The sequence below is a fragment of the Gilliamella sp. Fer1-1 genome, from assembly GCF_001690825.1.
Lineage (GTDB): Bacteria > Pseudomonadota > Gammaproteobacteria > Enterobacterales > Orbaceae > Gilliamella > Gilliamella apicola_C.
Map to the genome: position 1 here is coordinate 1 of NZ_LZGX01000118.1, position 13,877 is coordinate 13,877.

Annotated in this window: 12 protein-coding genes; 1 reads left to right on the top strand and 11 read right to left on the bottom strand. The window is 32.7% G+C overall.

Features of this window, described 5'->3' with window-relative positions; translation table 11 throughout:
• The 10 genes from A9G28_RS12790 to A9G28_RS12835 all read right to left on the bottom strand — a co-directional run.
• The coding region (locus A9G28_RS12790; RefSeq protein ID WP_141674759.1) for a hypothetical protein at nt 1–830 on the bottom strand (830 nt) is incomplete at its 3' end.
• Between the two features lie 18 nt (nt 831–848).
• Nucleotides 849–2,279 (bottom strand): type II and III secretion system protein family protein, encoded by a 1,431-nt coding sequence (locus A9G28_RS12795; protein ID WP_065566236.1) that lies wholly within the window; start codon nt 2,277–2,279, stop codon nt 849–851.
• A 2-nt stretch (nt 2,280–2,281) separates the two neighbouring features.
• Nucleotides 2,282–3,154 carry a hypothetical protein gene (locus A9G28_RS12800; protein WP_065580912.1) on the bottom strand — a complete coding sequence of 291 codons (873 nt, stop codon included), beginning with the start codon at nt 3,152–3,154 and terminating at the stop codon, nt 2,282–2,284.
• A 45-nt stretch (nt 3,155–3,199) separates the two neighbouring features.
• Nucleotides 3,200–4,627, bottom strand: a complete 1,428-nt coding sequence (locus A9G28_RS12805) for a tetratricopeptide repeat protein (protein WP_065580913.1) — start codon at nt 4,625–4,627, stop codon at nt 3,200–3,202.
• A gap of 13 nt (nt 4,628–4,640) precedes the next feature.
• The gene (locus tag A9G28_RS12810) at nt 4,641–5,510 is read right to left on the bottom strand and encodes a type II secretion system F family protein (protein WP_065580914.1); all 870 of its coding nucleotides are present in this window, start codon (nt 5,508–5,510) and stop codon (nt 4,641–4,643) included.
• Nucleotides 5,511–5,513: 3 nt separating this feature from the next.
• Nucleotides 5,514–6,443 carry a type II secretion system F family protein gene (locus tag A9G28_RS12815; RefSeq protein WP_065580915.1) on the bottom strand — a complete coding sequence of 310 codons (930 nt, stop codon included), beginning with the start codon at nt 6,441–6,443 and terminating at the stop codon, nt 5,514–5,516.
• Nucleotides 6,440–7,747 carry a CpaF family protein gene (locus A9G28_RS12820; protein WP_081301593.1) on the bottom strand — a complete coding sequence of 436 codons (1,308 nt, stop codon included), beginning with the start codon at nt 7,745–7,747 and terminating at the stop codon, nt 6,440–6,442. The genes A9G28_RS12815 and A9G28_RS12820 overlap by 4 nt, the downstream gene beginning before the upstream one ends.
• Before the next feature lie 190 nt (nt 7,748–7,937).
• Complete coding sequence (locus tag A9G28_RS12825) at nt 7,938–8,171, bottom strand: Flp family type IVb pilin (protein ID WP_065580916.1); 234 nt, start codon at nt 8,169–8,171, stop codon at nt 7,938–7,940.
• Nucleotides 8,172–8,765: 594 nt separating this feature from the next.
• Nucleotides 8,766–8,999, bottom strand: a complete 234-nt coding sequence (locus tag A9G28_RS13215; RefSeq protein ID WP_081301594.1) for a hypothetical protein — start codon at nt 8,997–8,999, stop codon at nt 8,766–8,768.
• Nucleotides 9,000–9,269: 270 nt separating this feature from the next.
• Nucleotides 9,270–9,491, bottom strand: a complete 222-nt coding sequence (locus tag A9G28_RS12835) for a Flp family type IVb pilin (protein ID WP_065567968.1) — start codon at nt 9,489–9,491, stop codon at nt 9,270–9,272.
• A gap of 223 nt (nt 9,492–9,714) precedes the next feature.
• Between A9G28_RS12835 and A9G28_RS12840 the strand changes: the two genes are divergently transcribed.
• Entirely contained in the window at nt 9,715–11,316 is a 1,602-nt protein-coding gene (locus A9G28_RS12840; protein ID WP_218057391.1) for a phosphoethanolamine transferase, read from the top strand.
• Between the two features lie 231 nt (nt 11,317–11,547).
• Here the strand turns inward: A9G28_RS12840 and pbpC are convergent, their stop codons facing one another.
• On the bottom strand, nt 11,548–13,845 hold the full coding sequence (gene pbpC, locus A9G28_RS12845; protein WP_065580917.1) for a penicillin-binding protein 1C: 2,298 nt from the start codon (nt 13,843–13,845) through the stop codon (nt 11,548–11,550).
• Nucleotides 13,846–13,877 lie beyond the last annotated feature (32 nt).

A 13,877-nucleotide genomic window follows, 5' to 3' on the forward strand; every position in this document is an offset into this window, starting at 1 on the left:
TCTCGATTTATCACAATAAATATAATATTAGAAATAGTAATAATATCATCAAGGTGCTTAAATGAAGATGATAATCCCATATTTTGATCAATAAATGTAATATTAAATTGCCCTGAATTAAGTTCATCATATTTCCAAGCACTAGCACTATTTTCTACTTTTACTTGTAAAGCACTCTCAATATTAGTCAATGAACCATCTTGAGATATTGGCATTTCAAATAAAAAATCAGCATTAGGACTTGTTGTTGCTCCTTGAATATAGAGTAGAGGATAATTCGTTAATTTACTAATATTTTTTAGTACATGAACCACTAATGACGATGTACCAATTCCGCCTTTACAGCCTAGAAATGTAACAACACTACCGACTCTTTTACTTGAACCTGGTGGGGTTAAGCTTCTTGAATTTAAAATAGTAGGGATCTTCTCTAATTGACTGCTTTCTAATAAGAAATGTATTCCTTTTTTTAACAAAAATTCAGAAAATTGAATCGAATCATGACTGCCTATAAGTATTGTTGATGCTTGAATAGGTATACAGCGGTTGATATTTTCTGACAAGAATTCAGCATCGCCTTCATCTTTAATATCTAAAATAACTACATCATACTGATTCCAGCGAGTATCTTCTTTCAACTCGGATAATTCTAGTGAGATAACCTCCATACTTAATACATTATAAAGAAATAACACAGAACGAATCTTTTCAATCAATTCACTTCTTTTACTTAAAATTGCGACTTGAAAACCCGATATGCGTCCAGCAACAAACTCCTGTGGAGAATCTTTTGATCCATTTGTATCTTTTTTATTACCAAATAATTGCATAAGAATCCCAATAACCTTTTATTCAATAAAGCCCATATCGTTAATAAATTTTTCACTTTCGTTAGACACTGGTATAGTTTTACGTCTTTGTTTATCAATGTTATTTTTAATATTGAAGAAGCCATTAATCACATCAGTGCGATCTAAAATTGGTAACTCTACTCCATCAAAACTATTATTGGATGTCACTAAGTTAACTGTTGCAAATACAACCATTTCAGTCTTACCACGAGCTGTTGTTGCGCTACGAGCTAGTGCACCTAAAATAGGAATCTCACTAATAAAAGGAAGCCGAGACAATTGTTCTTCATCTTTTTCGTTAATTAATCCAGCAATAACAAAGCTATCGCCATTAGATAAATCGATAGTTGAGCTTGTTCTTCGAGTCGATAACGTTGGGATATTATAATTATTAAATGCATATGAGCCAGAAACTGAGCTAACTTCGTTATCAATAAATAGCCTAATACGCTTATCATTATTAACTTTAGTACTAATATTTAATTTAATACCATACTCTTTATAGGTAACATTTGCATCACCATCTTTATTCTTCGTTACAATGGGTATTTCACCACCGACTAAAAATGAGGCACTTTCACCTGATAGTACCGATAAATTGGGCTGCGCTAGAACTTTAGCTAAATGATCATTTTTAATTGCCCTAATCACTGTAGTAATATTGTGGATATCAAACCCTTTTTTAAGTCCTAATAATGTGAACTCTCCCACACTGTTCATAGTCGAACCACCAGATACCATGCTGTTTAAACTTAAACTTTGCCATTCAATGCCTAATGAATCGGTAAATTCTTTGCTAACCTCAACAAAAGTTAGTTTCACATTAACCTGATATTCTTCTATTACTCTAATATTATCGATAATATTGCTATAAATATAATGATCCTGAAACGATAGATCCGGCTTAACTGATGCATCGCCTGACGCTTCAGTCCGTATTCGCTCGGAATTTTGCCCAACAAGTGAACCAACAACTGTAATAATTTTATTTTTTGTTGTGCTATCAGGGGTCGTACCGTTTAGTACATAGACAAATCGACCATTTGCATCTCCATTATCATAACGATCTATTGTCACACTACTATTTGGGAAGTTTTGAGCTAGCCTATACGTAATTTGAGACAAAAGTGGATCAACATTGATAGTATCGTTAATGATAATGTTGTTTGCATTATCATAAACTATCAAACTAGTTCTACCATTTGATTTCCCATATATAATTAACGACTTATCATTAACAACCTCATAATTTGCTACAGTATCTTGACTAATAAACACTGTTCCTACATTTTCAGGTAAAACAATTGTTTTACTTTGCCCTATTTGTAAATTATGAATATTAGCAAAAGTTAATGAGGAAAATCCCATAAGTAATAAGCAAAAGGGTAGCTTGACTTTGTTTAGAATTAATTTAATTTTTATTAGCATTCTTAATTACCTCTGAGCAAATTAATCCGTTTCTGTTTCTCCAAAAAGATATCATTATCAGATATCGGCCAGTTTTTTTCTTTATCACTTAATGAGCGTAGCCCATCTTCAACATTTTTTTTGTAAATGCTCGGGTATATCATAATTTTAGAGTTCGTCATTAATGTTCTCAGTAATTTAATTTCTTGATTAGAAAGCTCTAATTGAATTTGGCCTGTATCATTTTTTTGAAAGTTTTGAGCCAATTCTCCGCCTAAATCAATATATAGAATTTTCTTGCCAACAATAATTGGTTTTATACGATTTTTAGCAAAATCACTACTTGGCGAAACTAATTTACCTGCTTCATCATTATTGCGAGAACGCACCGTTTCATCAGCATAAAAAATATAAAGATCGACAAGATCGCCAGCTTTTAAATTCTTTACTAAATAAAAATCCATCGGCTCCAATTTAAACGGAAACATATAATTTCCTTCTTTTAGTGCTAAAAGCAGGTAATCAGGCGAATTAGGCGAAGCAATAAAATTATGTTCAATAAAAGAATCTTTCGCAATATTATTCTTAGCGACATAAGCATCTATCTCCGCTGAATCGGTTATATATTTCGACTTTTCAGGGCTGTCTTTGTCAATTTCTATTGACTTAAAATAATAATCATCTTTAGTTAATATCTTTTTCTTATTGATAGTATGTTTTGCAAAAGCAACCGTTATCATTTCTGTTTTGGGCTGCTCTACTTTAGGGGCTTCGATCACAACTTGCTGTTCGACTGGATGTTCAACAACAGCAGGAGGAGGCGACTTTGTAAATAATAATGCTATTCCAACAACTAACATTAATACATATAAAATAATCAATTTCTTATCTTTCATGCAAACTCCATATAATACTTATATTTATTGTTATTTTAGTTGCATTTATTTATTTTCTAAATAAAAATCAAATGCAAAGCAATGAGCCTTTCCTTTTGAATTGAGGCCTGCATAAAAATCTTTCACAATTGAATTTTGTTTAGTTTTTATGTTTAAAACTAATGTATTTTCAGCCGTCAACGTTCCTGTGACGTCAGAAAAATCTCGTTCACTATGCGAAATTCGGTTAATAATATAATTTATACCCGCTGCTGGCAATGTAACCTTATAAAATGATAATTTAAACTCTGTTGGAGAAATTTTTTCAACAAAGTATTCACTCTTATTTAATTGGTTTACAGTTTCGATAGTAATTCGACTAAACTTTTCATGCTCGCCAGAACGAACAGCTAAAATAGTTGATTTAGTTGCTGGCTGTTTTGCTTCATTATTTTGCTTAGAAACACTAAGATCGTTGGCCTTTTCTGGTTTTGAATTAATCGCACTAGAATCTACCCGCTTGTCTGTAGCCGTTTCTAATTTAGTCATATTGGACAATTTAGCATGCGCGGTTGAACTTGCTACATTCTTCGATTTATTCCCTTTTTCTGATTTTACAGCTATCTTTTTTTCAGATATCTCTTTTTCAGATATCTTTTGTGATGCTATTTTTTCAGTTGTATATTGCTTTTGATTCTCAACTTGCCCTGGTGTAATTTCATTAAATTTGATAGCTTTATTTGGTTCAATTTGTTTTAATTCTTGAATTAATATTTCAGGATCATTAGATAATTTATGTGCTATGCAAAATGACTTAGCTAGTTGCATTTTATTCAATTTTATCAATGTGTAAAGTAAATTATGAAGAATGGTTTGATCACGATATCCTTTTGTATATAAGATATTTAGATGCTTATAGGCTTCATTATATTCTTTATTCAAAATCGATAACATGGCTAAATTATTTGTGACTTTATTTTCATCATAAAAATTTTCTCTAGCTAAATTAAACGAATAACGCGCAGCATCATATTGTCGTTTTTTCAGTAAAATAACACCTTTTACATTATAAGCTTCTCCATTTTTACCATTGATTGCGATCGCTTTATCTAAATATGTTAACGCCGTATCATTATTACCAAGCCTAGACTCAACATGACCATATAAAACAAAAAGACCGTCGTTCTTAGTTTTATTTAAAACTGGCGTTAAAATCCTCTTTGCTGCTTCAAAATCATTAGAAAGGTAGTAGATACGCGCAAGTTTATACCTTGTATCTACGGTATCAGAACGTTGCAATCGTTGTTTATAAAGCTCAATTAAACCACCGTAATTTTTTGTCGTTTCATGAATATAAATTTTTTGTTGCTCATTTAAATCGTACTTTAAGGTGCTATTTTGACACCCTGCAACAAAAAATAATATTGAACAAAGCACAATACATTTCGGTTTTATTAATTTTTTTGGCTTACAGCATATTGAAAAGTAATTCATTATCTCTAAATCCTTATCCATTACTTAATGTCGATATAATATTCATAACAACAGGACCTGCAACAATAACAAGAATAGGGGCTAGAAAAAAGACCATCATCGGTACTGTCATTTTGGCCGTAACAGCAGCAATTTTTTCTTCTATCGTTAATTTTTGTATTTCTCTAATTTCTGCTGATAGCTCTAATAAAGCCTCATAAATTGAGTTACCGTAACTAATACTTCTTTTTAAAGTTACACAAAACATTCTAATCTCTTTACAAGGCACTTCTCGCTGGATCAAATCGATGGAAAGCTCTATACCATTCACATCCATCATTAAACAAGCCCTTTCTAAAATAGCAGCCACATCAATGTTAATTGGTTTTACTCTAGTGCTTAAATATCTAAAACCATTTTCAACAGTCATACCTGATCTAACCATAATTGCCATCATATCGATAATCAATGGCAAATCTCGCGAAATTTTTTTGATTCTTTTTGCTGTCTGCCTTTTTACTAGCCTATCAGGTAGAATAATAACCACAATAACAATTAACAACAAAACTATTAGCAATGTATTTGAATCAAGTCCAATAAACGAAAAAACTTGATTAAACAAATAGAATAGCGAGAAAACAACAATAACTGCATACACTTTCCAACTATTTTGTTCTTGAAACCGGCGCAAAAAGCTCAGGCTTACACTATTTTTGGCAGCGATCTTTTCAAAAGCAATATTTTTTTGGTCAACATGCTTTCTTGGCGTTTTCTTTTCTTTATTTTCGCTGTTCAATAGCAAGCTAATTTTTTCTTTTCTTTGATACAACCAATATGAGCCAAATAGCTCTTTACAGCCAATGTAAATTAAAAAAATTGGAATTAATATATGTAAACTATCCATAATTTAAATAATCTTATTAATCATACCATTGATTACCAAGTAGCCTATAGTTACGCTAGCTATAACATAATATAAAAGATAATGACCAACGGTTGTATCAACTAAATAGAGGTAATGTGTTTCTGAGATCCCTCTAAGTGCCAAAATAAAACCAAAAGGCATGCAACCTAAAATCTTGATTGACATCCTTAGTTCGGCAGTTTTACCATCTCGAGTTTTAGTAAGGATACGATTATTTGTTAACATTTTTGCTAATCGACTAAAAATTTCTTTCAATTCTCCACCACTATCAAGATTAACCATTATTGTTAAAATAAAGAAATAATATTCTGGAAAAGGAAGTCGTTGATAGGAATTAAATAAGATGCTTTCGGCACTTTCACCAATTTCTAGTCGACTATCAATTTCCTTCATTATTTTACCAACAATTCCATCCATAGAGTTTCCACATGCTTTAAATCCCGTTGTCACCGCATATCCAGATGACACAACACCAGAAAAGACATTCAATGCTTCGGGAAATGTTTCATAAAATTGCTTTGTAACTTGTCTTTTCTTAATGAAAATAATAGCAATAATTGTAGCAACAAAACTAACAGGAATTACGGTGTAATTGTCATAACCAATATATTTTTGATTCAAAAACACACCCACAAAAACCCCTGCTAAAATATAAATAATCAGTCTAGCTGTCGATTGATCCATTATGAGTAAGGCATAATAAGATTTAATTTTTGTTTTTAAATTCAAAGCTATTTGAGCAAAAAAAGAGCCTTTTTGCTTAGTTAATCGATCTTCAACTAAACTAGCTAAAGACTCGTTTTTTTTGACCTCAACTCTATAGAAAGCTTGTAATCTTTCTCGACGATTGCGCAACGAAAAAATATTCATAGCACTAACAAGAACGAGTACAATTGAAAGAACGATTATCATGTTGCAATCCCCATAGCAGTAAACATAAGCTTTTCTAAAATGTCTGACATTTCATAATATTGAGCACCTTCATAAAGCGCAGAACGTTTCACCAATCCATTACAGATAAATTCACCTTGAATCTTACCTTGATCATTTCGTTCATCACTGATCTGGAATTTAAAAACATCGTGGGTGACAATATTGCCAGATTCAACACCAAGAACTTCAGTGATACTCATCACTTTACGCTGCCCATCTGGAAGGCGTGAAACTTGAATAATAAAATTGACTGAAGAACTAATATAACTTTTAATGGCAATCATCGGTAATTCAGATTGAGCCATAATAATCATGCTTTCTAAACGAGATAGCGCATCTTTAGCGGTATTGGCATGCAGTGTTGACATTGAACCATTATGACCAGTATTCATCGCTTGAAGCATTTCAAATGCCTCTTCTCCACGACATTCCCCTACGATAATTCGATCTGGTCGCATACGCAATGCATTAACTAATAGATCTCTCATAGTTACTCTTCCTCGACCATCATCACTACCTGTTTTGGTTTCCAGTCTAAGAACATGGTCTTGTTGTAACCGTAACTCCGCAGCATCTTCCAGTGTAATAGTACGTTCATGTTCGCCAATAAACCCAGACAATGCATTGAGCATTGTTGTTTTACCAGAACCAGTTCCCCCCGAAACAATAATATTCATTCGGCAACGCGCAGCAATAACTAAAAAGTTTGCCATATGTTCATTTAAAGAACCAAACTTTATTAAATCATGGAATGTTCGACGACCAGTACCAAATTTACGAATTGACATGGATGTGCCATCAATGGCAATGGGCGGAATAACAACATTGAGGCGGCTACCATCAGGCATACGTGAGTCAACTAAGGGATGTGATTCATCGATATTTTTGCCAACTTTGTTAACTAAACGCCTTGCAATATCAAGAAGTTGGCGCTCGTTGATAAAAAACTTATCGGATTTACTAAGAATTCCTCCGCGCTCAACATAAATGCTATAAGGACCATTTACTAAAATATCATTAACGGCTTCATCTTTCATCAACGAATCTATTGGACCGTAACCGACAATTTCATCGCAAATCATACTTGCCAACACACTCGATTCGTCTGCTGTGATACGAGCACCGCCAGAATTAATAATATTTCTGATTACTGATTGAACTTCACGAAGAACTTGGTTTGGATCGCCCTTTAATTGTTCAATTAGTTCAAGATCGAGAACTTGAAACACTAAATCACGAACTTCGCCCCACTCATTAGAAAACTTAAATCCATCACTAGCCATAGTATATTTTCATTGTAATTGTAATACTAACAGAAGCCACCAATTGCTCCTGCTGACTTTTATCCTATATTGTGAGGATAACCCTAATAGATCATCCTCACGCAGTACAATTAGGTGTATATAACTATATAGTATGATACAAATTATTAATAATAACCATCTACTAAAATAAATTAATACACCCTATTAGTTACTGACGGCTACCAGAACCAATAGTGTCCACAAGTTTAGTCTTAAGATTTGTAAATACATCAAACAACATACTATATACAGGACCACTATTTTTATTGAAGATAACTAATACTACTGCTGCAACACCTGCTGCAACAACAGCATATTCAATCGCCGTAACACCTTTTTCGTTTTTAACAAATTTGCCTGCAAAATTTCTAGCTTGCGCACGAAGTGCTGATAAATACATCATAATTTTCTCCTTTAAATATTTCTTACATTTCTTTTATTTTAAAATATCACTTTCTAAACAGAAAGTGGGCGTATAATATACTCAATTATATTGCTTGCCAAGATGGAAAATAAAAAATAATTGACAATAATTTATTATTAATCATGAAATTAAAAAATAATTGCTTGTTTTTTCAGTATATTTTTTAACTAAAATGTTTTTTATCAAAATAACAAATGAGAAAAATTATTTTTTATGGATAGGATTTCTTCAGATTGCTTACACATTTTGGCAAAAATAAAATTCAAGTATCTCATAAGGCATAGCAGCATTTAAACTTTTATGTGGTTTAACAGTATTGTAAAAATTAATAAAATAACGGAATTTGGCTTGTCGGACAATTGCATTGGCCAATACTTTTTGTTCATGCCAATTTCCATTAATGTCCTTATCACTTGCTCAACTTTAACACTGGTTTAAGGACTGGCGAACTCAGTCAACTTTTAATTGATTTTATTGACTTGGAAAACTTAACAAAGGTATATTCAACAGCCCCCTTTGTATTCGGTGCTATTATCTCAGAACACATAATATCAATGGTGTAAGGTATTTGTACTAACACATCATACTGTAAAAATACAACTGAGCTGAATTGCGATTTATTGCCATAAACATCCAATAATTTTTGTTATAACGCTTTGCTTGCCGTTTTAGACCTTCTTCTATCATTTTGTCAACTTTAACCAACCTGTTAAACCCATATTTTACTGTTTTATAACGTTCATTTGAGCCTAATTGTGGCTTACACCAAAGTTTTGATGCTTTATAAATAGTGGAGGCGGCTGACATTGAATCTCAACGCTAAGCCGGTAACTGTGGCTTGTTATTGTATAAACGCTAAATCTCTTCTCAATGACAAGGCGTTAATTTTGTATTTTATAGATATTCATGACAGATTTTTCTCCTAATACTGTAAACAATGCAAGTAAATTCTATATCAGAATCAACTTGCGAGTTTAGTAGCATAAAATTTTAGGTAATTTGACATTCTAATTATTGTTTAATAATAACAAATAAAAATAATTAACCCATTTTGTCAATGATAAGTACTGCATATCATTACCAACTAGCAATCACTCCTAATCGATTTTTTATCGATGTAAATACATTATCAAACATATCATACATAATCGATCCCGATCTTCCTTGAAAGATAATTAATACGGTTGCCGCAATACCAGCCGAAATAATAGCATACTCAATCGCCGATATAGCTTGTTTATTTTTAATAAATTGAGCTAAAAAAGCTTTAATCTGTATATTAATTGCAAGTAAATACATTATATTCTCCTTTAATACTATTTTACTTCTATATGCTTATACACAAGCTACTTTGATATTTGAACAATAGTGCTTGCTATTTTAACCAAAATAAGTGTATTTTTTAACAAAAAATTGCATATAATTTAGAAAACAACCCACTCTTTTATATGAAGAAAATACTTACTTCAGTAGTATAATCATCTACTGGCTACACTAAATTAATAATAAAACAAGATAAGCTATGCAAATAAGTAAAATTATTAAAAGAAAAACTGCAATTTTATTGCTACTTTATACCGTTTTTAGTGCTATTTGGGCTTATATCGTTATAACAAAATCCGATTTTCTGTTTAACAAATCTGTTTTTAAAAATCTACTATTTTATATAAACTTAACAACAACATGGTGTTTTATTGCACTTGTGCATATAGGCATTTATAGTCGCCATTATTTTATTGTTACGCTTAGCACACTATCTTTATTTCTATTTTTATCCGAAATCAGTTATTTCATTTATTATGGAGAAATAATATCAACAGGCGTACTTGATTCTATTATAGATACGACTTCTAATGAAGCTCTGTCAATGTCTAAACAAGTTTTAATCATAACAGGCCCCGCATTAATTGCGACTTACTTTATTTTATTTATTTTTAGAAAAAAAATAATTACTGTTAAATTAAACCCCGTTGCCCCTTTGTTCTTTTATATAATCGTTTTGTTTATTGTTGCTATTGTAACAATAAATTCATCTTTAAATAATGACATTAAACGTGGTAATTATAAAGAAATCACAAGCCTACTTCGTTTTACTCACCCTGCTGTTTTGGGTAACTTATCCTACCTTTTAGCTAGTTTTGTATCAACAGATATCTATTCTAATACAAATGAGCTTGAAAAATTCAATGAAGCTATTCTTTTACCACCCAATAAATCTGATAACGATTTAGTAGTATTAATTATGGGCGAATCTTCATTAGCAACCCGATACAGTGCTTACGGTTACCATAAACAAACAACACCGTTTATAACCAAAATTCTTGGTCAAAATGGGGCTTGTATTATTCAAAACAGCCACTCTGTTGCCGCTATTACAAGAGATTCATTAGCATTAACACTTTCATTTAATGTTCCAGAAAGCGATGATAATTTATTTAATAATAAATCGATTATTGAGATGGCTAAATTCAATCATTACAAAACTTATTGGCTAGCCTCACCTGCTCAGGAGATTAAAGGGTCATTTGATACTAAATTTGGTTTTATTGCACGTAAAAGTGATGTTGTCGCTTTTGGTAAAGGCAAGCATGATATTCATTTAAGTCAATTATTAGAAAGAACGCTCCAAAAAGACAATTCACCCAAAAAATTCATTTTCGTACACTTACGAGGAAGCCATCAACCTTATGAAAATTATGATGAAGTTGATAAGCAAGCTTTACCTGATGCTGAAAAATATGATCTGACCATCCATCATACAGATCGTACAGTGAAAGCATTGTATGATGTTATTAACAAATATAGCGATAATTATACCTTAATTTATACCTCGGATCATGGCGAAATCGTTAATGTTGGGCATGGTGTAAGTAACACAAATGTTGACCAATTTTTAATTCCGTTTATGTTTATATCAACAAATGATCGTTATAACTGTCAATTTGTAGAGTCGTTTCGAAGCCCAACCGGTTATTTAAGTGGGTTGATGAATAAATATATTTTATCTAATCTTTTAGGGTACAATGTTGATCAAGCTATTCTGAACAAAGAAAAAAATAATGATCGTGTTTTTATGCCTGATGGTAGCATTATGCCTTTTTTAAAATTTTATAATAATGATTAGGTTTTATTATAATTTTTCATCAATAAATTGCGATATCTAATATAAATTTTACAATACAAAAATAAAGGAGGCATTTGTTAAATGTGATGGAAGAAAAGATCAATTAACAATATGCTTCTTTAAATATTTTACTCTGACGCCTGTATACTATACTGATTAATACAGTGAATAACGCTAGCAAATTCTACAAATAATGTTCATCTAATGTTCATAAATTTGCTTTCTATATGATTAATCGAAAGTAAATGCCATTCGCACAATTTGCCCACTCTGATCTAACAATAAAAGGTTATGTAAGCCTTTTTGAGTGATAGTTAAAGATGCTTTTTGTTCGTTATGGGTGTGCGCAATGAGTTCGCCATCTAGAAACCACCATTTATCACCGTTGCCACCTTGTGGTATTAAATCAATGGTGACATCGTTTTGCCCTTGTAGGCGTTTTACCAATTGCTTATCGCGCAATCCGATAATATTCAGTGGCGAAAAGGTATCTTTACCAAGAATGGGGCAATTTTTATCAACCTCAGGGAGCCTTGATTGTCGGCGTTCTTTGGGTAATAACCAATTTTCTAATGCTATTGGCCAAAGTGCAATCTGTTTTTTATGCGCATTTCTACAGTCTGCTGATACTCGTTTTCCTTCATCATTTACCCAAATAGTCACCCAGCCTGAGCGATAGATGTTATTATTAAGCGATGCAAGAGTATCAAGCGTTGGCGGTACCATGTTATTTAATATCCAAGCACTTTTTTGACGATGGCAGTTTTCATCAGTTATAGGCAGTATTTGCCCTGATGGCCAGCAAATTTTGTGTAAGGTAACGGTTGCTGGTTTGATCACCACAGGTAATGGACGATTCAATCGCCGTTCTTTATTTAGTAATAGCGTGTTAACCTGTCGCAAAATTGGCACCGCTGTGATAGTACCATATTGACCAACAACGGGGGTACCATCTGGGCGACCAACCCAAATACCAATCAAATAGCGAGGATTGATACCCATTGCCCAAGCGTCACGATAGCCATAACTAGTCCCTGTTTTATAGGCAAGTTGTTGGTTATTAATTAACATTTGCCTTGTGATCCATGCACTCCCATCACTAATAAATGGTTTACTTAACAGTGGTTCGATTTGCGTAAATCGTAAAGGACTGACTTGTCCATGGCGTGCAAAAGCACTATATGCGCTAACTAAATTATCCATTCTTAGCGATGCACCTCCTAATATATATGAAATATTAGGATTATTACCAGTAGATACAAGGGATAAACCAATATCCACAAGGTTACCAGTAAATCTTTTAGGGCCATAGTGTTCAATTAGTTGAACCGCTGGTAGGTTTAACGAATTTTTTAGCGCTTCTGAAGCACTTACTGGACCATAAAAGCTCTTATCAAAATTAGTAGGAAGGTAATCAGAGTTAATTCGAGGTGTATCTTGCAATAATGATTCAGAATGAATCATGCCATCATCAATCGCTAATGCATAAATAAAAGGCTTTAATGTTGATCCCGGTGAACGTAGTGCACTGATCATATCAACCTGGCCAAATCGTTCTTTATCATTAAAATCAGCTGAGCCAACATAACCTTTTACAGTCATATCGGTATGATCGACAACTAAAATAGCAAGTGAAGTTTTAGGTGGTAACTGGTTTTTTCGATTTCTAGCAATATCTTCAAGATTATATTGAAGCGATAGATCGATATTTGAATGAATAATGTCAATATTAGGGTATTGCTGACTGAGTCTGCGAGCTAATAAAGGCGCAAGCTGTGGCTTTTTACGTGGATAAACCCAAACTTCTTCTTTTTGAACTTGCTTTATCATATCGGGCGACCATATTTGGTATTGAGACAACCTTGTTAGAACTTTATCTCGAGCTTTTTTGGCTCTTTCAGGGTATCTATCTGGGCGCAAACGACTAGGAGCTTGAGGTAATATAGCTAATAAGACACTTTCGCTACGCGTTAATGCTTTTGGTGCTTTACCAAAATATGACCAACTGGCAGCGCCTAAACCTTCAATTGTGCCATCAAATGGTGCATGGTTAATATATAAAGTTAAAATTTCATCTTTTTTGAAGTGCAACTCAAGTTGTAGCGTTCTAAACACTTGTTTCAGCTTACCTATCATGGTGCGATCGTGAGGGTAAAGCAGCCTTGCAACCTGCATTGAAATAGTACTACCACCTGAAATAATTTTTTTATTGGTAATATTTTGCCAAGCTGCGCGCAGTAATGATGCTAGGTTAACGCCAAAATGATGATAAAAATAGCGATCTTCATAATTTAATAAAGCATCAAGATAATCATTGGGCACTTCATCTAATTTGATAGGATATCGCCACACACCGTTTTCGTCAGCAAATCGCCAAAGCGGAGTGCCATCTTGTGCAAGAATTGTTTGTGTGTTTTTTTGTTTTGCTATTGATATTGGAAATAAGCAATCGGCAACAAAAAAAATACCAACTAATAGTAGGATTACAAAAAGCAATAAAGCCAGAATTTTTAGCAGGCGCTTTTTCATTTTTGTCAAAAAGCCTCAAAAAATCTATGGTT